Below are 20,031 nucleotides of genomic sequence, written 5' to 3' on the forward strand. Positions count from 1 at the left end.
CACCCCAGCCCAAACTCCGGACCCGCATCATGACACCTGAAACCGCCCAAACCATTCTCCGCGACCATTTTGCGCCTTGGGTCATGGCGCTGCACCCCACGGTCACGGAAATCGGTCCCCATAAGACCGTCCTGTCCATCCCCATCACCGAAGACCTGAACCGCACCGGCGGGATCGTGTCGGGTCAGGCGATGACAGCACTGGCCGACACGGCGATGGTCATGGCCTGCATGGGGCATTTGGATGCGCTGACCCCCGTCGGCACGGTCACCCTTGATACCCAGTTCCTGCGCCCCGCCAGCGGGGATTCCCTGCGCGCCGAGGCCGAGGTGACGCGCGCCGGCCGGTCGATGATCTTCACCCGCTGCACCATCATCGCAGAACCCTCGGGCAAGCCTGTCGCACTGGCCACGGCGACCTTTGCGCGGTAACGCGGAATTTGCTTGAAGGGGGGCGGCAATTCACTCAACTTGGGATCATGAAACGCGCCCTGATCCTTTTGCTGTTGCTGGCCTCTTGCGGGCGTCCGTTGACGGATAACGAACAGGCATTTGCCCAGACACTTATGGGCGACACGCTGAATTTCCGGCAGGCGCGGCTGCATGACGGGGCACCGTCCAAGGCTGTGACCATGACCCGCAAGGCCCGCCCGCGCACCACCTGCCGCGAACGTATTCTGCCCCCCGAAAAGGTGGGAGAGGTCATCACGACCAAGCCCGCCGCCATTGCGTTGTGGAACACGGTGCTCTTCGACAAGGATTGGTATCTGGAAGATTATCTGCCCGATTATCCCGACAAGATCGGCCTGATTGCGGCGATGATTTTCAGCCACGAGCTGACCCATGTCTGGCAGTGGCAAAACCGCGCCACAACGGGCTATTCGCCGCTGCGGGCTGCGCGGGAACACGGGGGCGGGGCTGATCCCTATCTGTTTGATTTGCAAGCCGAACCGCAGTTCCATGACTTTGCCTTTGAACAGCAAGGGGCCATCGTCGAGGAATTCGTCTGTTGCCGTGCGCTGGCCCCCCAAGCGCCGCGCACCAAGCGGCTGCATGCGTTGATTTCACAGGCCATGCCGGTCGCCCCCCTGCCCCAAAGCCGCGCCTATGCGGTGCGGATGCCGTGGGACGGGGTCGAATTGAACGGGATTTGCGACTAGCGCTGGATGCTTTCGAGGTACACCAGCAGGGCGGCCAGAATGCGCGGTGTCGGCGTAAGTTGCCCGTCAAGATCAACCGGCACCAGATCAAGCGCCATGTCCTTGCCAAAGTTGGGCATCACCCGGGTCAGGTGGTTTTCCTGCGGGTCGCCATAGATATAGGCCAGCGTTTTGGTCTGCGGGAACCGGCCATCATTGTTGCGCGACAGCAGGGTCAGGTCCGGCGGGGTGGTTGTCAGGTTGCCCGCCAGCGGGCCATCCCCGCGCGCGGATGTGCCGTGGCACGCGGTACAGTTCTCGGCAAAAAATGCAGCACCCTCGGGCCGCTCTGGCATGGTGGGTTCGACGCAGGCGGCGATGGCCAGCACACAAGGCACAAGAGTGATCAGGGGCAAGCGCATTTTTGTTTCCTTTTAAAGCTCAGACAAAGTCTTGCTGTTCACCTGCCGCTTTGCCATGATCTGCGTCAAATGAATAGATAAAATTGAGAAATCCGATGGCCCAATATGCGATCATTATGTTGTTGGCGGGGGTCGGCATCCCAATTCTTGCGGCCTTGAATTCGGCCTTGGGTAGCCGCATCGGATCCCCCGCAGCGGCGGCGACAGTGTTGTTTGTCGTGGCCTTCGGGGCCAGCCTGATCGTGGCCTTGCTGACCAATCCGCAGGGGTTTTCCAAGATGCCCGCAGCGCCGAAACATCTGTTTCTGGCGGGGCTGTTTGTGGCCTTCTATGTCTTGTCGATCACCTTTATCGCGCCGCATTTCGGCGTCGGTAACGCGGTGTTTTATGTGCTGTTGGGCCAGTTGTTCAGTGCTGCCGCCATCGACCATTTCGGCTTGTTCGGCGCGCAGGTATCGCCCTTGGGGGCCGCGCGGATGGGGGGCATTGCGCTGATGTGTGCAGGGGTCTGGTTGACGCAGCAGGTCTGATACTGCGCCCGCCTAGTGCGGTACCAATCGCCCTGCGTCCAACCGGATCTGGCGGTCCATCCGTGCGGCCAGTTCAAGGTTATGGGTCGCGATCACGGCTGACAGCCCGGTGCTGCGCACCAGTTCCATCAACGCGCCAAACACCTGATCCGAGGTCGTCGGGTCCAGGTTTCCGGTCGGTTCATCCGCCAGCAACAGGCGCGGTGCATTGGCCAATGCGCGGCAAAAGGCGACGCGCTGCTGTTCACCGCCGGACAATTCGGCAGGGCGGTGGCTGGCACGGTGCGCGATCCCCACCTGACCCAGCAATTCCAGCGCACGGGCCTGTGCCGCGGCCTTGCCGACCCCGTTGGCAAGCTGCGGCAGAACGATGTTTTCCACGGCCGAAAACTCGGGCAGCAGATGATGGAACTGATAGATAAACCCCACATCACGCCGCCGCACCCCTGTGCGTTTGCGATCGGACTGCCCCGTCATGTCAAAGCCTGCGATCTCAACGGTCCCGCTGTCGGGCGTATCCAGCAGCCCTGCGATGTGCAGCAACGTCGATTTACCCGCGCCCGACGGCGCGACCAAGGCGACGACTTCGCCCGGCGCAACGGTCAGGTCGATGCCACGCAGCACTGTGACCTCGTTCGGAAGGCCCGCATTATAGGCCTTGGATATGCCCGACAGGCGCAACACAGGATCATTCATAACGCAAAGCCTCGACAGGGTTCATCCGCGCGGCACGACGTGCGGGAAAGATTGTGACAATGAACGACAGGCCCAGCGACAGGGCCACCGCCGACATCACATCACCAAATTGCAACTTGGCGGGCAGGAAATAGATGCCGCGCACCGACGCATCCCATGCGGTGCCGCCCGACAGCCAGTTCACCACACCAAAGATCTGGTCGACATAAAGCGCGAACAAACAGCCAAGGATCACCCCCATCGCCGTGCCGATGATGCCGGTAAACGCCCCGCAGATGAAAAACACCCGCAAGATTGAGCCCTCGCTCAGCCCCATGGTGCGTAAAATGCCAATGTCACGGCCCTTGTTTTTCACCAGCATGATCAGCCCCGACACGATGTTCATCGCGGCAATCAACACAAGGATGCTCAGGATCACGAACATCACGCGGTCTTCGATATCCAGCGCATCCAGAAACGCCCCCGACGCATCGCGCCATGTCCAGACCATGCCCCGATCCCCCGCCGCAGCCAGCAAGGCCTGGCTCAGATTATCGACGTTGTCGGGGTCTTCGACCATGACTTCCAGCTCGTCCGCCACCCCTTCGCGGTTAAAGAATGACTGCGCTTCGGCCAGCGGCAGATAGGCGCGGGTGCGGTCGATGTCATAGCGCCCGGCGCTAAAGATATAGACCACGTCATAGGCGTTGATCCGCGGGCTGGTGCCAAGTGCGGTTTTCACACCATTGGGCGAGATGATCTTGATCCGGTCGCCAAGCCCGACCCGCAGCGCCTGCGCCACACCCGACCCGATGGCGATGCCCTGATCGAAATTCGCCAGATCGCCAAGGCCGGTTTCAGGATTGGCAATGCGCGGGATATTGGCCAAATCGCTGCCTTCGATGCCATAAACCTCGATACCGGCGTTGGCTTGCCCCTTGTTCGCCATCACCTGACCGCGCACCAAAGGGGCCGCCTGCGTGACACCGGGCACCTGTGCAACCCGCACCGACATCTCGAGGTAATCGGGAATGCCGGTCTGGCTGACACCGTTTTCGTCAACAGTGGCCATATTATAGACGGTCACATGGGCGTTCGCCCCCAGAATGGTCCCGACGAATTCAGCCCTGAAACCGGACCGCACCGACAGCGTGGCAATCAGCGCGAACACCGCAAGGGTGATGCCGATCAGACTGATCCAGGTCATCACGCTCACGCCGCCTTCGGCCCGGCGGGCGCGCAGGTAGCGCCATGCGATCATCCACTCGAACGGGGCGAAAGGCGGTGTTGTCTGGGCTGGTTTGGCCATCAAAGGGCTCCGGTCTGATAGGTCGCGCGCAACCTGCTGGTTTGTGGTCAGCGGGTCAAGCGGTGATGGGTCGATGCGCAGTCACAAAGCTGCCACTGGCGCGGTTCAGGTGGCGGTCGCGCGGCGGCGTCGAAACGGCAGGGCAAGCAGCCGCAACAGCAGGCCGATCCCCAACGCCCCCAGCACAAACCCCACGCCAGCAAACACCATCCCGGCAAAGTTCAACGGCACGGCAGGCTGGTACACATCCCACGCCGCCTTGGCGATCCGGGCATCGCGCATCTGCGGCAGGGAATAGGCGCGCATGAACGGGCCCTGCCCCTCAAGCCGGGTCAATGCGGTCGACAGGGCGTCATAGCGCTGGAATGTGGTCGTCATGTCAGCGCGGCGGCGGTCCATGAACACGGTCCCCGTCATCTGCGCCAGTGCGGCATCCCGCGACAGGCCGACCGCCTGCGCAGACGCGTCAAAATCGGCAGTCACCTGCCCCAACGCATCGACAGCGCCGCCAAGACGCTGAAGATATTGCTGCGAATATTCGGGGAATTGCGATGTCACAGCACCGCCCGCCAAACCGCCCGCCAGGGTCAGCGCACGCAAGATCATCCGAAATCCTTTCCCAGATTGCCCCGCATGCGCCCGTTTCCCTGTCAGCCAATCGCGCGATAGATCGCTGCGACCTTTTCAACGGCCACTTCCGGCGTCATCTCTTCGCTTTCGCCGGTCTTGCGCGAGGTCAGCTCAACAACCCCGTTTTTCAACCCGCGCGGGCCAACCGTGATCCGCCAGGGCAGACCGATCAGATCCATCGTCGCAAATTTGCCGCCCGCGCGCTCGTTGCGGTCGTCATAAAGCGGCTCAAGACCCAAGGCGGTGATGCTGTCATAGAGCGCCTGACAGGCGGTATCGGCCTCTTCGTCGCCTTGCTTGAGGTTCACAATCCCAACATGGAACGGCGTGACACCTTCGGGCCAGATGATGCCCTTGTCGTCATGGCTTGCCTCGATGATCGCACCCACCAGACGGCTGACGCCAATGCCGTGGCTGCCCATATGCACAGGCGTCGCTTTGCCATCGGGGCCTTGAACCGTCGCACCCATGGCGTCGGAGTATTTTGTGCCAAAGTAAAAGATCTGCCCCACTTCGATGCCGCGCGCGGTACGCTGGCGCTCGGCGGGGACTTGCGCAAACAGATCCGCGTCATGGGTTTCGTCGGTGCGCGCATAGCGCGATGTGAACTCTTCGAGCACCGCCTGACACTGATCGACCGAATCAAAATCGATCTCGCGGTCGCCGAAATTCAGATCGGTGATCTGGCTGTCATAGAACACTTCCGACTCACCGGTTTCAGCCAGTACCAGAAATTCATGGGTATCATCGCCGCCAATAGGGCCGGAATCAGCACGCATCGGGATGGCTTGCAGACCCATGCGCTCATAGCTGCGCAGATAGCTGACCAGATGACGGTTATAGGCGTGCAGCGCGTCTTCCTGCGTCAGGTCAAAGTTATACCCGTCTTTCATCAGAAACTCGCGGCCGCGCATCACACCGAAACGCGGGCGGATCTCGTCGCGGAACTTCCACTGGATGTGGTACAAGGTCAGCGGCAAATCCTTGTAAGATCCGACATGGCTGCGGAAAATATCCGTGATCATCTCTTCGTTAGTGGGACCATACAGCATATCGCGGTCCTGACGGTCCTTGATGCGCAGCATCTCTGGGCCGTAGGCATCATAGCGCCCGGATTCTTTCCACAAATCAGCAGGCTGCAAGGTCGGCATCAACATCGGAATATGCCCGGCGCGCTGCTGCTCTTCATGCACGATGTTTTCGATCTTGCGCAGCACCTTGAACCCCAGCGGCAACCACGAATAAATCCCGGCGGCGGATTGCTTGATCATCCCGGCGCGCAACATCAGCCGGTGGCTGACAATCTGCGCCTCCGACGGGTTTTCCTTGAGCACGGGCAGAAAATAACGGGACAGACGCATGATGATCCTCTCAAACTGGCTTCGGCCCTGATTATGCCAAACCATTCAGGGAAACAATCACCAACACCCCTCCTTCTCCGGCTGTTAAATATCCCGGGGTTTGGGGCAGCGCCCCAATCAACCCCACCTCAATCAACCCCGCCCCGACAAACACTAACCGCTAGGACGGCACCGCCCGCTTGGCCAGCTCCAACGCCACCCGCAACGCCTTTGCCATATCCTGCACCGATATCCACTCAAGCGGGCCGTGGATTTCCTGCATGCCGGTAAAGACATTGGGGCAGGGCAGCCCCATCTCGGTCAGACGCGACCCGTCGGTGCCACCGCGGATCGGCACCGACACCGGCTCCATCCCCGCAGCCCGTACCGCGTCATGGGCCAGCTCCACCGGTGTCATGTCGTTTTCCAGCCAATATCGCATGTTTCTATATTGCGGCGTGATCTCGCAGGTGATCTGCGCGCGCGGCTCCGACGCCTGAACCGCATCGCAGACCTTGCGCAGCAACGCGCCCTTTTGCGCCAATGCCTCGCGTTCGAAATCACGCAGGATGAACTTTATCTCCGCCTCCGAAGACCCGCCCTTGATGGTGGTCGCGTGAATGAACCCGTCCAGCCCGTCCGTCGTTTCGGGGGTCATGGTGACATGCGGCAGGGTCATCAGGATTTTCGCCGCCAGATGCAGCGCGTTCACCATCTTGTCCTTGGCCCAGCCCGGATGCGCAGACACCCCCGTCACGGTCACCACCGCGCCATCGGCCGAAAACGTCTCGTATTCAATCTCGCCGGGCTTGGACCCGTCAAACGTATAGGCGAAATCGCAGGCCATATCGCCCGGCAGACGTGCATCCACACCCCGCCCGATTTCCTCGTCCGGGGTAAAGGCCAGCCGGATCTTGCCATGGGGCACTTCGGGGTTTTCCAGCAAATGCCGCGCGGCGGTCATGATGATCGCCACCCCCGCCTTGTCGTCGCCGCCCAACAGGGTCGTGCCGCTTGCGGTAATGATATCCTCGCCCAGCTTTTCGGCCAGATAGGGCGCGTTTTCCGGCGACAGTTTCAACTCCGGCGCATCGGCAAAGGTAATATCCCCGCCATTATAGCCGCGATGCACCACGGGCTTTACCCCCGTTGCATTGAACTGCGGCGCGGTGTCGACATGGGCGCACCACCCCATGACGGGCGCGCCTTCCACTGTGGCGGGTACCGTGGCCAGAACCACGCCATATTCTGTCAACTCGACATCCGCCGCCCCCATCGCTTCCAGCTCCTGCACCAGCAAGCGCGACATATTCAACTGTATTTCCGTGCTGGGGCTGGTCGGGCTGGTGTCGTCGCTTTGGCTGTCAATCGCGGCATAGCGCACCAGACGTTGTTCAAGTTCACGGTCAAAATCACTGCGCATATCGGGTCTCCTTGCTGACCACAGTGGCAATGCCTGCCGCCCCATTGTCAAGCGTCTGCCCGCACGGAAACCAAACCTGCCAATGCATCCTCAAAACGCATCCCCAAGATGTCGCAGATCAATTCCCCCTTTCAATTTCCAAATGGCCCAAAATCCCCGCCGGAGGCCCCCTTGCCCCAAAATACACCGCGATGTGTTGGGGATATCCCCAGATCGCCCGCCCTCTGCCCTTGAAAATCGGGGGCCAGTGCGCAATGTGAATAGAACGCGTCTTCGGAGATAGCCCATGGCACTGCCCATTCGAGATCAATTGAAATACTGGGGGATTGCCGGCGCGGTCTCGCTTGTGGTCCTTTGGTTCACCGGGGATGTGCTGCTGCCGTTTCTGATCGGGGCCGCGATTGCATATTTCCTTGATCCTGTTGCGGACCGTCTTGAACTTATGGGGCTGAGCCGGGCGATGGCCACCACGGTGATCACGCTATTTGCCATCCTGATTTTTGTGCTCATGGCCCTGCTGGTGGTCCCGACATTGGTCAACCAGGCGATCAACCTGATCGGGGTCGCCCCGGAACTGTCCCGCAATTTCTCCGAATTCCTGACAGAGCGGTTCCCGACCCTGCTTGTCGAAGGATCGACCTTGCGCACGTCGATCACCAGCATCGGTGCGACCGTTCAGGAACGCGGCGGCGAATTGCTGAACACGGCCCTGGCCTCGGCCGCGTCGCTGCTGAACATCTTGCTGCTGTTCGTGATCGTTCCGGTCGTCGCCGTCTATCTGTTGCTCGACTGGGACCGCATGGTCGCACAGATCGACAGCCTGCTGCCGCGCGACCATGCCCCCGTGATCCGCCGCCTGGCACGCGACATCGACAAAACCCTTGCCAGCTTTATCCGCGGCATGGGCACGGTCTGCCTGATCTTGGGCACCTATTACGCCATCGCCCTGATGCTGGTGGGTCTGCAATTTGGCCTTGTGGTCGGGTTTATCGCAGGTCTGGTGACGTTCATCCCCTATCTTGGCGCGATGTTGGGCGGCGTGCTGGCCATCGGTCTGGCGCTGTTCCAGTTCTGGGGCGATTGGCTGTCCATCGGTCTGGTCGCCGCGATCTTTGTGCTGGGCCAAACCATCGAGGGCAATTTCCTGACCCCCAAACTGGTCGGCAACTCTGTCGGGTTGCACCCGGTGTGGCTTATTCTGGCGCTGTCGATGTTCGGGTCGCTTTTTGGCTTTGTCGGCATGTTGGCGGCAGTGCCCATTGCTGCCGCACTTGGCGTGGTCACACGGTTCGCGACCGAACAATACCGCGAAAGCGTGCTGTACAAAGGCGTTGAACAGGCAACCTTGGACGAACGGGTCGACTGATATGGCACAACAACTTGGCCTTGCTCTTCCCAGTCGCACCGCACTGGGTCGCGATGATTTCTTTGTGGCACCATCCAACGCGATTGCAGCGGCGATGATTGACGGCTGGCAGGGCTGGGCCGGTCGCAAGCTGGCACTGACCGGGCCTGCGGGGTCCGGTAAAACCCACCTGACCCATGTCTGGGCCGCCATGGCCGGTGCGCAGATCATCAATGCCGCCGATCTGGCCACCGCTGATATCCCCCAACTTGCACAAACCAGCGTCGCTGTCGAAGATGTCCCTGCGATCGCGGGCAATGCGGCGGCGGAAACCGCGCTTTTCCATCTGCACAATCTGGTTCTGGCCGAAGGTCACAGCCTGTTGATGACGGGCACCCCCCCTGTTGCGGGGTGGAACCTGAGCTTGCCGGACCTCACCAGCCGGTTGGGCGCTGCCGGTGCTGCCGCCCTTGATGCCCCCGATGACATGCTGCTGACGGCGGTAATGGCCAAGCTGCTGGCAGACCGGCAACTCACCCCGAAACCCGACCTGATCCCCTATCTGCTGTTGCGCATGGACCGCTCCTTTGCCGCAGCGGGTGCGCTTGTTGCTGCCCTTGATGCGGCCAGCCTTGCGCAGAAAAAACCCCTGACCCGAGCACTTGCTGCACAAGTGCTGGACAACCGTGCCTGAACCGCGCGATACTCGTGCCATTCCTTTTGTCATAATTCTGTTGTAATCCAACGCCATAAGGCCGCTATGAACCAAGCAGATTTCCTCAAGGCCGATTTCCCCCAAGCAGAGACATTGCCCGATCTCGACCTCTCTGGTCCGGGGCGTTTTTATAACCGTGAACTCAGCTGGCTGGGCTTTAACTGGCGCGTCCTCGAAGAGGCGCAAAACCCCCGCGTGCCCTTGCTGGAACGCCTGCGGTTTCTGTCGATTTCGGCGAATAACCTTGATGAATTCTATACCGTCCGCGTGGCTGGCCTGCGCGAACTGGCCCAAGCCGGCAACACGACCCCCGCCGCTGACGGCCTGTCACCTGCCGAACAACTGGTGCTGATCAACGAAGACGCCCGCAAGCTGATGCTGACCCAGCAAAACACGCTGGTCGATCTGATGACCGAAATGGACGCGCAGAACATCATGCTCGAACGCGCCGCTGATCTGGATCAGGCCGATCTGGCCTATCTCGAAGATGTGTTTCTAAATCAGGTGTTCGCGGTCTTGTCCCCGCTGGCCATCGACCCCGCGCATCCCTTCCCCTTCATCCCCAACACCGGCTACGCCCTGGCGCTGCAACTGGAACGGACCGCCGATAAACGCCCCTTGCAAGCGCTGCTGCCGATCCCCGCCAAGATCGACCGCTTCGTGGCCCTGCCCGCCCCCGAAGGCTGCAAGCGGTTCCTCCCGCTCGAGGATTTGCTGGTGCTCAACATCCCCGGCCTGTTCCCGGGCTACAAACTAAAAGGCCACTTCGAATTCCGCATCCTGCGCGACAGTGATCTCGAGGTCGAAGACGAAGCCGAAGATCTGGTGCGCGAGTTCGAAGTCGCCCTCAAGCGCCGCCGCCGCGGCGAGGTCGTCCGCCTGACCCATTCCGCCGGTGCTCCGGAAAAGCTGAAAAACGTCGTGATGGCCGAATTGCGCGTGCGCCCCCAGGATGTGATCGAAATCGACGGCATGATCGGGGTTGGCGATCTGTCCGAACTGGTGATCGACAGCCGTCCCGATCTGCTGTGGCCGCAGTTCACCCCCCGCGTGCCGGAACGGGTGACCGATCATGACGGCGATATGCTGGCCGCAATCCGCTCGAAAGACATGCTGCTGCACCACCCCTACGAGACCTTTGACATGGTCGTGCGCTTCCTGACCCAGGCCGCCCGCGACCCCAACGTGGTGGCGATCAAACAAACGCTCTACCGCACCTCGCGCGACAGCCCCATCGTCGAAGCCCTGTGCGAAGCCGCTGAAGACGGCAAATCCGTCACCGCATTGGTCGAACTCAAAGCCCGCTTTGACGAGGCCGCGAATATCCGCCAGTCGCGCAGGCTCGAACGGGCGGGTGCCCATGTGGTTTACGGGTTTATCGACCTGAAAACCCACGCGAAAATCTCGACCGTGGTGCGCCGCGAAGGCGACCAGCTGGTCACCTATACCCATTATGGCACCGGCAACTACCACCCGATCACCGCACGCATCTACACCGATCTGTCGTTGTTCACCTGCGACCAGAAACTGGGGCGCGACGCCACCAAAGTGTTCAACTACCTGTCCGGCTATGCCCAACCCGATACGCTGGACAATCTGGCCATCTCACCAATCTCGCTCAAACCCCGCCTGCTCGAAATGATCGCAGCCGAAGCAACATATGCCGCCGCCGGCAAACCCGCCGAGATCTGGGCGAAAATGAACTCCATCGTCGATCCCGACGTCATCGATGCCCTCTATGCAGCCTCGCAGGCCGGAGTCAAAATTAGCCTCGTGGTGCGCGGCATCTGCAGCTTGCGCCCCGGCATCAAAGGCCTGTCCGAAAACATCCGCGTCAAATCCATCGTGGGCCGGTTTCTGGAACATTCGCGCATCGTATGCTTTGGCAACGGCTATGGCCTGCCCCATAAAAAGGCCCGCGTTTTCATGTCTTCTGCCGACTGGATGGGCCGCAACCTGACCCGCCGCGTCGAAACCCTGGTGGAAATCGAAAACCCCACCGTCAAGGCACAGATCACCAGCCAGATCATGGCGGCCAATCTCGCCGATGTAGCACAAAGCTGGGTGATGTCCGCCGATGGCAGCTTTACCCGCCCGCCTTTGCAAGACGGGGTTTTCGCCTTCAGCTGCCACCGGTTTTTCATGGAAAACCCTTCACTCTCGGGCCGCGGCAGCGCCGGGGCCTCAGATGTGCCCAAACTGACCCATACCGAAGACTGACAGCGTTTTCATTTTGCCCGATAAACTCTCGCCGAAGGCGCAGGCTTCCTCCGCGATCCCGATTGCCGCACCCGGGCTCACCTCGCCCCACGCGCCAGAATGTCATGAGGGCCGCAGGCCCTCGCCTTTTTACAGCCCACCTCGCACCGTTAGCGATTGACCTTCCCCCCCCAACTGGGCCAGTTTGAAGCTGAACCAAGGCCCCGCAGGAGCATTTGTGGCAGATAGCCAAGACACCAATCCGCCCCCCCCTGTCCCTGAAACCGGCGTCGCCGATCTGGGGCTTTTCGGAAAACCGCTGTTTCTTGATCCCTCCGCCCGTGCGCTTGCCCGGGTCGGGGTTGTCGATGTGGGTTCGAACTCTGTCCGGCTGGTGGTGTTTGATGGCGCGGCCCGTTCGCCTGCGTATTTCTATAACGAAAAGATCATGTGCGCCTTGGGGGCTGGCATGGCTGAAACCGGTCATCTGTCGCCGCAGGGGCGCGCGCGGGCGTTGTCGGCGATGAAACGTTTCAGCAAGCTTGCTGACGGGATGGATCTGGCTGAACTGACGGTCGTGGCGACTGCTGCGGTGCGCGATGCGTCGGATGGCCGTGCATTCTGCGACGAGGTCGCGCGTGAAACCGGCCTGAAAATCTGGGTCATCGACGGCGAGGAAGAAGCCCGGCTTTCCGCACAAGGTGTGCTTTTGGGCTGGCCGGGCGCTTACGGTCTTGTCTGCGATATCGGTGGATCTTCGATGGAGCTGGCCGAGATTTCAGCAGGCCGCGTCGGCAAACGGGTCACCTCGGCCTTGGGGCCGCTCAAGCTGCGCGATCTCAAGGGCGGTGCCAAATCACGGCAAACCCATATCAAAGAGGTCATGCAGGGACTGGCTGAAAAAATGGGCGCGCAGCGCGACCGTTTGTTCCTTGTCGGCGGGTCGTGGCGGGCGATTGCGCGCATTGATATGGTACGTCGGGGCTATCCGCTGCATGTGCTTCATGAATATCGCATGACCGCCAAATCCGTGCGCGCCACCGTGAAACACATCCAGAATTCCGACCTCGAAGAACTGCGCCTGATCAGTGGCGTGTCCTCTAGCCGGATGGCATTGGTGCCCTTTGCCGCCGAAGTCCTGTCGCGGCTGGTCAAGACCTTCAAGCCCAAGGACATCGCCATTTCCAGCTATGGCATCCGCGAGGGCATGCTTTACGAACAGATGCCCCAGCGTCTGCGCGACCGCGATCCCCTGATCGAGGCCTGCCGTTTTGCCGAAGCCAAAGATGCCCGCACCCCCGGTTTCGGCAAGGTGTTGTCCGATTTCATTGCGCCGCTTTTCAAATCCGCTTCGCCGCAGCGCAAACGTTTGATCAAAGCTGCCTGTCTGCTGCATGACGTCAGCTGGCGCGCGCATCCCGATTACCGCGCCGAGGTCTGTTTTGACAACGCCACCCGCGCCAATCTCGGCGGGCTCAAACATTCGGAACGTATTTTTCTGGGGTTGGCCCTGCTGCACCGCTATTCCAACAAACGCGAAAACACCCGCTTTGAAGACCTGTATGAAATGGTCGATGAAAAGACGCGCAACGAGGCTGAAATTCTGGGCAAGGCCATGCGGTTTGGTGCGATGCTGTGGATGAACAAAGACGAGGAACGCGGGACCCTGAAGTGGTTCCCGAAAAAGAAGATGCTGGAACTGTGGTTGACCAACGACATGCTGCCGCTTTTTGGCGAGGTCGCAGAGGCGCGTTTGAACTCTCTCGCCGCCTCCTTGGGGGCAGAGGTTCAGTTGAAAACCGTCAAGGCCTAGATGTCGAACTCCGGGTTCTGGTCCACGATGATTTTCGCGGGCGGCGGGACCGGTACATCAGGTTTGCGTTTGATGATAATGTCGCCGTTTGGCAGGATTTCGGGGGCCTCATAGACGCTCCAATCCTCGACCGTTTCAAGCAGATCGGCAAAGGCGGGCCCCATTTCACTGGCAAACTCCTGCAAGGCCGGCCCCAGTTTTTTGCCAAGCTCCGACAAATCCTCCAGCGCCGGTGCCATTTCCTTTTTCAGCCCCTCAAGAAACAGCTCTACCCCGCGCTCCATCATCGACTGGCCCTCATCCGGCAAATCTTGGGCAAGCGGCAGACCGGGCAGGCAGATCAGCGAAAAAATCAGCGCGATGTGTTTCATGGCCCGATGATACACCTCTTTGTGCGCCCCGCAAAAGATATCGCACGCGCGGTCAGTCGTCGAACTCGATTGTCACGGGGAAATGATCGGACGCCGTGATCAACGCATCGCGCAATTCTTCATCCGCCCAACAGTCCGGGTCATCCAGCGGATGCCAGATGCGCCAGCTGGCATTGCGCTCAATGAACGCCGGGCTGACCATGATGTAATCCAGCAATGCCTGCAAAAACCGCTTTTCCTGCGCGATCCAGAACCGCGAAGTTGTCGGCATTGCCCCGATGCGCTGTGACAGGGCGCGGGTGGCATGGGGGTCGATCAACGCTGCTTCCCCGCGGTGGCCCATCACAATCTCGACCGAGGACCGGCCGAACAGGTCCTCAAACGAATCCAGACCCGGACCATCGTTCAAATCCCCCAAGACCATCACAGGCGCGCCCGCGACAAGCAGTTCGTCAATCCGCCTGCGCAACCATATTGCCTGCGCCAGTTGTTTGCGGCGGTTGGCGATCCCGAGGCGCAAGATATCAACAGGGGTCTCTGCCCCGTGCGGCGCTTTCGATTTCAGATGCGCCCCGATCATCTGGAACGCAAACCCCGATCGGGTCTGAACGCTCAACTCAAGCGGCGGCTTCGAGAAAACAACAGCATCTTCGCTGGCATCAATATCCAGATCAATCCGCAAGATACCGTCGAACTGGGGCGCACCGGTTGCGCCATCGGGGCCGGTCGCCTCTCCGCCCGGCGTGTGGCTGGCCGTCAGCTTGGCAGGGTCGTAAAGCAGCGCAATTTCCTGCTGCGTATCATTCGAAAACCCCATAACCGCATGGGTCGTGCGCAAATCGAAATGCGCGGCAAAGTTTTGCAACGCGGTCAGGGTCTCGTGTTTACGGCTGTTATCAGGGGCCTCGATCACCATCACGGCGTCCGCATCCAGCGCCCGAAACACCCGCCCCAGGGCCTGGGTTTGCTGGGCGCGGGTCACTTGATGGCGCGCTGACCATCCGCCATCGTTAAACAGCTGGTTATCGTCGTCGAACAGTCCGGTGAACCATTCAATATTATAGGTCGCAATGCGCATCAGCGCGCCTTGCCCGACCAAGTTTCCCAGGCGCGGTTGATGTCGATCATCCGCTTTTCCGCCATCGAAATCGCCTCAGGTGGCAGCCCCCGCGCGACCAATGCGTCAGGGTGGTTGTCACGAACCAACTGCCGCCATGCGGCCTTCGCCTCCTCCATGGTTGCATTGGGCGCGATGCCCAGAACCGTATGCGGAAGCGGCGATGTGTCCGGCACAAACCGCGCGCGCAAAGACGCGAAATCACTGTCGTCCATGGCAAAAATCTGCGCCACGCGGGTCAGGAACGCATCTTCGTTGGGGTGGTACATGCCGTCCGCCATCGCGATGTGGAACAACCCCTCGATCAGATCGCGCAGCATTTCCGGCTGGTCGGCAAACATCTGCGCGATGCGGCCTGCATAATCCTCAAAACCGGTCACGTCCTGACGGGCCAGATTAAACACCCGCGCCGCACCCTGCTGGTCGGCCTCTGCAATCTGGAACACTTCGCGAAACGCTGTGACCTCGTCGCGGGTCACCTGCCCGTCAGCCTTGGCCATCTTTGCACCAAGCGCGATCACCGCGATTGTAAAGGCCACTGACCGCTCGGGCGGGCTGCGAAGACGGTCGAAAACAGCCGCCAACCCCTCACCGGCAGTGAGCGCTGACAAAGCTTCGGTGATACGTGACCAAATCGACATGGCACCACCATACTGCGCCGCAGCGCAGAAGTCAGGGGGCGCTCAGCATTTTCTGCATCAAAATCAAATCCAGCCATTGCCCGCCTTTACGGGCGATTTCCGGCATGCGCCCGACATGCTGAAACCCCAAGGCCGTGTGAAACGCCACACCACCGGCATTGGCGGCACTGATACCGGCCACCATGACATGGTGCCCCTGCCCGGCGGCGGATGCCATGGCCTTGTCCATCAAGGCGCGCCCGGTGCCCTGCCCGCGTGCGCCGGCACCCAGCACGATGCTATGTTCGACGCTGGTGCGGTAGCCCGGCCCTGACCGGAATTGCGCATAAGTGACAAAACCTGCGATCGCCTCGGCCTCCGCCTGGGCCACCCAAACCGCCCCCGGCCTGTCCAGGATCATCGCGGCAATGCCGGTTTCGGTCTTTTCTTCGGTGGTAAAGGTAAACAACGTGTTGCGGATCATGTCATTCCAGATCGCGGCAATCTCGGCAGCATCGGCTTGGGTTGCGGCACGGATCGTCATTGCAATACGACCTTGGCACCGCCGACCTCGACCTCGGCCCGCAAACCGGCATCAGCCTCCACAAAACGCACCCGATTGTCGTGCAAAAACGGCGCAAGAAGGGCTGCCAATGTCATGGCTTCCGGATGGTGCACCTGCAACGCAGTCAAACGACAGTCCGCCGTCAAAAGCCGTTGCGCCGGATGCGCGTCGCCTTGCCATTCAATCAAGGCCGGCGCGCAATTGTCAAAGGGCAAGACCCCGGTTTCCGGCACAGCCATCCGCCAGCGCAAATCCCCGCGCTGCAACTGGACCGGGGCACCAAACCCCGCCGGCAAAGCCGCCAATGCAGCGTCCAGATCATCGCAGCGGCAAATCCAGTTTGTCAGCCGCGCGGGGCCGGTGAACCGGTCCAGATCAAACCATCTGGCGCGGTCCGGGATGGCGGCCTCGGGATTGATCGCAATCGCCTCAAGATACAGCCCGTCTTGCATCCCCAATAACCTATTATGGGTATGAAAAACCGCATGTTCCCCGCCTTGTTGCATTTCGACGCCCAAAGCATCCTGAACATGGGCCGTCGCCGCGCCCAAACTCTCTCCTGCAACGGCGATATGATCCAGTTCGATTCTCATTTCAGCTTCCAAATGGTCAGAAATCCTCGGGGGAGTTTGAGGGGGCAGAAAGCCCCCTCATTCTTAAAGGTAGAGGAGTTTGAGGGGGCAGAAAGCCCCCTCATTGCTTGATACCGACTTAACCGCGGGTTTCGCGGATCAGTTTCAGGATGTCTTTCGCGGCGTTGGGGATGTTGGTGCCCGGCCCAAAGATCGCCTTGACCCCTGCATCATACAGGAACTTGTAGTCCTGCTGCGGGATCACGCCGCCACAGATCACCAGAATATCCTCGGCCCCTGCGTCTTTCAGCGCCTTGATCAATTGCGGTGCCAGCGTCTTGTGACCCGCGGCCTGCGACGAGATGCCGATGACATGCACGTCATTGTCCACCGCATCCTGCGCTGCCTCGGCCGGGGTCTGGAACAAGGGGCCCACATCCACGTCGAAACCGATATCGGCAAAGGCGGTCGCAATGACTTTGGCACCGCGGTCATGGCCGTCCTGACCCATTTTGACGACCAGCATACGTGGCCTGCGGCCTTCGCCCTCGGCAAACTCTTCGACGGCCTTCTGGATTTCTGCAAAACCGCTGTCGCCCTCATAGGCGGCACCATAGACACCTGCCAAAGTTTTCACTTCCGCGCGGTGACGGCCGAATTCGCTTTCCATTGCCATGCTGATTTCTCCGACTGTGGCGCGGGCCCGCGCGGCTTCGACGGCACCGTCCAACAGGTTGCCGCCCTCTTTTGCGCGGCGGGTCAGTTCCGCCAGCGCGGCGGTGCACGCCGCCTCGTCGCGGGTTGCGCGCAATGTTTCCAGCCGTTTGATCTGGCTGTCGCGCACGGCAACGTTGTCGACGTCGAGAATATCAATCGCGTCTTCGGTTTCGCGGCGGTATTTGTTGACGCCCACGATCACGTCGGTGCCCCGGTCGATCTTGGCCTGACGGGTGGCGGCGGCTTCTTCGATGCGCAGTTTTGGCATGCCGGATGCCACGGCCTTGGTCATGCCGCCCAGTTCTTCCACCTCTTCGATCAGCTTCCAGGCCGCTTCGGCCAGATCGCTGGTCAGTTTTTCAACGTAATAGCTGCCAGCCAATGGGTCGACGACATTGGTCACGCCGGTTTCTTCTTGCAAGATCAACTGGGTGTTGCGCGCGATGCGTGAGGAGAATTCGGTCGGCAAGGCAATCGCCTCGTCCAACGCGTTGGTGTGCAGAGACTGCGTGCCACCCAAGACCGCCGACATCGCCTCGTAGGCGGTACGGATCACGTTGTTATAGGGGTCTTGTTCCTGCAAGGACACGCCCGAGGTCTGGCAATGGGTGCGCAGCATGGCGGATTTCGGGTTCTTGGGCTGGAATTCATCCATGATCCGCGACCACAGCAAACGGGCGGCGCGCAGTTTGGCGGCCTCCATGAAAAAGTTCATGCCGATGCAGAAGAAAAAGCTGAGGCGCGGCGCGAATTTATCCACGTCCATGCCGGCGGCAATCGCCGTGCGCACATATTCACGGCCATCGGCCAGAGTGAATGCCAGTTCCTGAACTAGGTTCGCGCCGGCCTCTTGCATGTGATAGCCGGAAATCGAGATCGAGTTGAACTTTGGCATGAAATCAGAGGTGTATTCGATGATGTCCCCGATGATCTTCATCGATGGTTCGGGCGGATAGATATAGGTGTTGCGCACCATGAATTCTTTCAGAATGTCGTTCTGAATGGTGCCTGACAGGACCGATCTATCATGGCCCTGCTCTTCGCCCGCGACGATGAAGTTCGCCAAGATCGGGATAACCGCGCCGTTCATGGTCATCGACACCGACACCTTGTCCAGCGGGATGCCGTCGAACAGGATTTTCATATCTTCAACGCTGTCGATGGCCACACCGGCCTTGCCGACATCCCCTTCGACGCGGGGGTGGTCGCTGTCATAGCCGCGGTGTGTCGCCAGATCGAAAGCGACGGAAACGCCCTGCTGGCCAGCGGCCAGTGCGCGGCGGTAGAATGCGTTGGATTCTTCGGCCGTGGAAAAGCCCGCATATTGGCGGATCGTCCAGGGTCGGCCTGCGTACATCGTCGCCTTGACGCCACGGGTAAAGGGGGCCACGCCGGGGATCCCGCCCATGTGGTCAAGTCCGGCAACGTCATCGGCAGTATAGAGCGGTCTAACGTCGATGCCTTCCAGCGTGTGCCAGGTCAGATCGTCAACGGTTCGTCCACGCAGTTCGGCCTCAGCCAGATTGCGCCATGTCTCTTTGTCGGCTGTCATGGGAGTGTCCTTTTCTAGTGTCGCCCGTGGGCTGGCTTGTGCCTGCTCTGTTTCGGGCGGGATTTTCTGTCAGTTGGGCCAGACCATCCGCACCGGCAGCAAGCCAGAACAGATCGTCGGAATAGGTTTCTCGCAGCACGTCGGTCTGCGCTTCGGTAAAGGGGTTCCAGTGGCCCGTCTCATCGGGCAACAGGTCGGGGTTCTGGCCCCGTTCGACCAGAATGGCGCGCAAGGCAGGCAGATCGGGGGCGCGGTTCAGCCAATAGTGGTCACGGTCACGCGGTGCCTGCACGCCGGTCGCCTCGGACAGAAGCGCGTCGGGGCGGCCTGCGAATTCTTCGAAGGGGGCGATCTTGATTTCCGCATTCGGCACGGCACAGGCCAGATCGGTGATCACATCGCGCCAACCGCGCCCAGACGTGGCAATGCGGTCAAGCTGCGCCGCGTCCGGCACCCCGTGGCCGCGCGATATCGCATAGGCCGCCGCCGACGCCCACCATGTTTCGGGGGAACGGATGTTAAGCATAACCCGTGTGATCGCGCCGTCAAAGGCCGCGCAATAGCGCGCCATCCGGTCCCCCGCCGCAGGGAAAAGAGACCCCGTGCGCACGCATTGGCGCGACGAGCCGATCATGTTTTCATCCGACACCAGCAGCCGCACCACCCCGGCATCGCGCGCGCGCGACAGTTGCAGGGACACCCGCCCTTTCACCCGGTCAGGCGACCGCCCCTGCATCGCGGGGCCAGGAAACATACCGGAAAACAGCCCCTTACGGGTCCGAAGCGGGCCCCAGACGCCGGTGCCGGATGTGCCAATCGCGTCGGAGTTTGCCCGCAGATACCTTTGAAAACTGGTCGTCGCAGTCCGATGTGCGCCCACATGCAGAATAATATCCATCAGCTTATCGCCCAATCTTCTTAAGAGGACCATCCCAACCGATCCATTCAGGGGAATGACCCCATTCATGGTCGAAGACC

Annotated in this window: 20 protein-coding genes; 7 read left to right on the plus strand and 13 right to left on the minus strand. The window is 60.7% G+C overall.

All coding sequences use genetic code 11. The features are described 5' to 3' along the window. The first annotated feature begins 29 nt into the window (after positions 1-29). The gene (locus HGT1_RS03105) at positions 30-431 is read left to right on the plus strand and encodes a PaaI family thioesterase (RefSeq protein WP_176248518.1); all 402 of its coding nucleotides are present in this window, start codon (positions 30-32) and stop codon (positions 429-431) included. 47 nt (positions 432-478) lie between these two features. Further along, the gene (locus HGT1_RS03110) at positions 479-1,159 is read left to right on the plus strand and encodes a hypothetical protein (RefSeq protein WP_176248519.1); all 681 of its coding nucleotides are present in this window, start codon (positions 479-481) and stop codon (positions 1,157-1,159) included. Here the strand turns inward: HGT1_RS03110 and HGT1_RS03115 are convergent. Then, positions 1,156-1,560, minus strand: a complete 405-nt coding sequence (locus HGT1_RS03115) for a cytochrome c (RefSeq protein ID WP_255200079.1) — start codon at positions 1,558-1,560, stop codon at positions 1,156-1,158. The two genes, HGT1_RS03110 and HGT1_RS03115, sit on opposite strands and share 4 nt — an antisense overlap. Before the next feature lie 95 nt (positions 1,561-1,655). Between HGT1_RS03115 and HGT1_RS03120 the strand changes: the two genes are divergently transcribed. Beyond that, positions 1,656-2,090, plus strand: coding sequence for a DMT family transporter (locus HGT1_RS03120; protein ID WP_176248520.1), 435 nt, complete (start codon positions 1,656-1,658; stop codon positions 2,088-2,090). Between the two features lie 12 nt (positions 2,091-2,102). Here HGT1_RS03120 and HGT1_RS03125 read toward each other — a convergent pair whose 3' ends face one another. From HGT1_RS03125 to pepT, 5 genes are all read right to left on the minus strand, one after another. Next, positions 2,103-2,786, minus strand: coding sequence for an ABC transporter ATP-binding protein (locus HGT1_RS03125; protein WP_176248521.1), 684 nt, complete (start codon positions 2,784-2,786; stop codon positions 2,103-2,105). Beyond that, positions 2,779-4,074, minus strand: a complete 1,296-nt coding sequence (locus HGT1_RS03130; RefSeq protein ID WP_255200080.1) for a lipoprotein-releasing ABC transporter permease subunit — start codon at positions 4,072-4,074, stop codon at positions 2,779-2,781. Before HGT1_RS03130 ends, HGT1_RS03125 begins: the two co-directional genes overlap by 8 nt. Before the next feature lie 105 nt (positions 4,075-4,179). Continuing rightward, positions 4,180-4,680, minus strand: a complete 501-nt coding sequence (locus HGT1_RS03135) for a DUF2937 family protein (protein ID WP_176248522.1) — start codon at positions 4,678-4,680, stop codon at positions 4,180-4,182. Positions 4,681-4,724: 44 nt separating this feature from the next. Further along, positions 4,725-6,065: a proline--tRNA ligase gene (proS, locus tag HGT1_RS03140; RefSeq protein WP_176248523.1), complete on the minus strand. Its 1,341-nt coding sequence runs from the start codon at positions 6,063-6,065 to the stop codon at positions 4,725-4,727. A 160-nt stretch (positions 6,066-6,225) separates the two neighbouring features. After that, positions 6,226-7,467, minus strand: a complete 1,242-nt coding sequence (pepT, locus tag HGT1_RS03145) for a peptidase T (RefSeq protein ID WP_176248524.1) — start codon at positions 7,465-7,467, stop codon at positions 6,226-6,228. A gap of 286 nt (positions 7,468-7,753) precedes the next feature. Here pepT and HGT1_RS03150 point away from each other — a divergent pair, with 286 nt between their 5' ends. The 4 genes from HGT1_RS03150 to ppx all read left to right on the plus strand — a co-directional run bounded on the left by HGT1_RS03150 (position 7,754) and on the right by ppx (position 13,539). Then, positions 7,754-8,833, plus strand: a complete 1,080-nt coding sequence (locus tag HGT1_RS03150; RefSeq protein ID WP_176248525.1) for an AI-2E family transporter — start codon at positions 7,754-7,756, stop codon at positions 8,831-8,833. 1 nt (position 8,834) lies between these two features. After that, positions 8,835-9,506 (plus strand): chromosomal replication initiator DnaA, encoded by a 672-nt coding sequence (locus tag HGT1_RS03155; protein WP_176248526.1) that lies wholly within the window; start codon positions 8,835-8,837, stop codon positions 9,504-9,506. Positions 9,507-9,572: 66 nt separating this feature from the next. Beyond that, on the plus strand, positions 9,573-11,747 hold the full coding sequence (locus HGT1_RS03160; RefSeq protein WP_176248527.1) for an RNA degradosome polyphosphate kinase: 2,175 nt from the start codon (positions 9,573-9,575) through the stop codon (positions 11,745-11,747). Positions 11,748-11,964: 217 nt separating this feature from the next. Beyond that, positions 11,965-13,539, plus strand: coding sequence for an exopolyphosphatase (gene ppx / locus HGT1_RS03165; RefSeq protein ID WP_255200081.1), 1,575 nt, complete (start codon positions 11,965-11,967; stop codon positions 13,537-13,539). On the opposite strand, the gene HGT1_RS03170 is transcribed toward ppx, so the two are convergent. The 7 genes from HGT1_RS03170 to HGT1_RS03200 all read right to left on the minus strand — a co-directional run bounded on the left by HGT1_RS03170 (position 13,536) and on the right by HGT1_RS03200 (position 19,951). Then, positions 13,536-13,910 carry a hypothetical protein gene (locus HGT1_RS03170; protein WP_176248528.1) on the minus strand — a complete coding sequence of 125 codons (375 nt, stop codon included), beginning with the start codon at positions 13,908-13,910 and terminating at the stop codon, positions 13,536-13,538. The two genes, ppx and HGT1_RS03170, sit on opposite strands and share 4 nt — an antisense overlap. 52 nt (positions 13,911-13,962) lie before the next feature. After that, the gene (locus tag HGT1_RS03175) at positions 13,963-14,988 is read right to left on the minus strand and encodes an endonuclease/exonuclease/phosphatase family protein (RefSeq protein WP_176248529.1); all 1,026 of its coding nucleotides are present in this window, start codon (positions 14,986-14,988) and stop codon (positions 13,963-13,965) included. After that, positions 14,988-15,668 (minus strand): molecular chaperone DjiA, encoded by a 681-nt coding sequence (locus tag HGT1_RS03180; RefSeq protein WP_176248530.1) that lies wholly within the window; start codon positions 15,666-15,668, stop codon positions 14,988-14,990. Before HGT1_RS03180 ends, HGT1_RS03175 begins: the two co-directional genes overlap by 1 nt. Positions 15,669-15,699: 31 nt before the next feature. After that, entirely contained in the window at positions 15,700-16,191 is a 492-nt protein-coding gene (locus HGT1_RS03185; protein WP_176248531.1) for a GNAT family N-acetyltransferase, read from the minus strand. Beyond that, complete coding sequence (locus tag HGT1_RS03190; RefSeq protein ID WP_176248532.1) at positions 16,188-16,805, minus strand: VOC family protein; 618 nt, start codon at positions 16,803-16,805, stop codon at positions 16,188-16,190. The genes HGT1_RS03185 and HGT1_RS03190 overlap by 4 nt, the downstream gene beginning before the upstream one ends. A 118-nt stretch (positions 16,806-16,923) precedes the next feature. Continuing rightward, positions 16,924-19,053, minus strand: coding sequence for a methylmalonyl-CoA mutase (gene scpA / locus HGT1_RS03195; RefSeq protein WP_176248533.1), 2,130 nt, complete (start codon positions 19,051-19,053; stop codon positions 16,924-16,926). Beyond that, a complete protein-coding gene (locus HGT1_RS03200) occupies positions 19,016-19,951 on the minus strand; it encodes a hypothetical protein (RefSeq protein WP_176248534.1) in 936 nt (311 codons plus the stop codon). Before HGT1_RS03200 ends, scpA begins: the two co-directional genes overlap by 38 nt. Positions 19,952-20,031 lie beyond the last annotated feature (80 nt).

This window comes from Sulfitobacter sp. HGT1 (assembly GCF_013282155.1).
In the GTDB taxonomy this organism is placed as follows: Bacteria; Pseudomonadota; Alphaproteobacteria; order Rhodobacterales; family Rhodobacteraceae; genus Sulfitobacter.

Bases quoted from the DNA above. Each gene is read 5' to 3' on its own strand.
- HGT1_RS03155 (WP_176248526.1), top strand. From the start codon at position 8,835: ATGGCACAACAACTTGGCCTTGCTCTTCCCAGTCGCACCGCACTGGGT.
- HGT1_RS03170 (WP_176248528.1), bottom strand. From the start codon at position 13,910: ATGAAACACATCGCGCTGATTTTTTCGCTGATCTGCCTGCCCGGTCTG.
- HGT1_RS03185 (WP_176248531.1), bottom strand. From the start codon at position 16,191: ATGACGATCCGTGCCGCAACCCAAGCCGATGCTGCCGAGATTGCCGCG.
- HGT1_RS03160 (WP_176248527.1), top strand. From the start codon at position 9,573: ATGAACCAAGCAGATTTCCTCAAGGCCGATTTCCCCCAAGCAGAGACA.
- proS (WP_176248523.1), bottom strand. From the start codon at position 6,065: ATGCGTCTGTCCCGTTATTTTCTGCCCGTGCTCAAGGAAAACCCGTCG.
- HGT1_RS03180 (WP_176248530.1), bottom strand. From the start codon at position 15,668: ATGTCGATTTGGTCACGTATCACCGAAGCTTTGTCAGCGCTCACTGCC.
- HGT1_RS03135 (WP_176248522.1), bottom strand. From the start codon at position 4,680: ATGATCTTGCGTGCGCTGACCCTGGCGGGCGGTTTGGCGGGCGGTGCT.
- scpA (WP_176248533.1), bottom strand. From the start codon at position 19,053: ATGACAGCCGACAAAGAGACATGGCGCAATCTGGCTGAGGCCGAACTG.
- pepT (WP_176248524.1), bottom strand. From the start codon at position 7,467: ATGCGCAGTGATTTTGACCGTGAACTTGAACAACGTCTGGTGCGCTAT.
- HGT1_RS03150 (WP_176248525.1), top strand. From the start codon at position 7,754: ATGGCACTGCCCATTCGAGATCAATTGAAATACTGGGGGATTGCCGGC.
- HGT1_RS03110 (WP_176248519.1), top strand. From the start codon at position 479: ATGAAACGCGCCCTGATCCTTTTGCTGTTGCTGGCCTCTTGCGGGCGT.
- HGT1_RS03120 (WP_176248520.1), top strand. From the start codon at position 1,656: ATGGCCCAATATGCGATCATTATGTTGTTGGCGGGGGTCGGCATCCCA.
- HGT1_RS03105 (WP_176248518.1), top strand. From the start codon at position 30: ATGACACCTGAAACCGCCCAAACCATTCTCCGCGACCATTTTGCGCCT.
- HGT1_RS03200 (WP_176248534.1), bottom strand. From the start codon at position 19,951: ATGGATATTATTCTGCATGTGGGCGCACATCGGACTGCGACGACCAGT.
- HGT1_RS03115 (WP_255200079.1), bottom strand. From the start codon at position 1,560: ATGCGCTTGCCCCTGATCACTCTTGTGCCTTGTGTGCTGGCCATCGCC.
- HGT1_RS03175 (WP_176248529.1), bottom strand. From the start codon at position 14,988: ATGCGCATTGCGACCTATAATATTGAATGGTTCACCGGACTGTTCGAC.
- HGT1_RS03190 (WP_176248532.1), bottom strand. From the start codon at position 16,805: ATGAGAATCGAACTGGATCATATCGCCGTTGCAGGAGAGAGTTTGGGC.
- HGT1_RS03130 (WP_255200080.1), bottom strand. From the start codon at position 4,074: ATGGCCAAACCAGCCCAGACAACACCGCCTTTCGCCCCGTTCGAGTGG.
- HGT1_RS03125 (WP_176248521.1), bottom strand. From the start codon at position 2,786: ATGAATGATCCTGTGTTGCGCCTGTCGGGCATATCCAAGGCCTATAAT.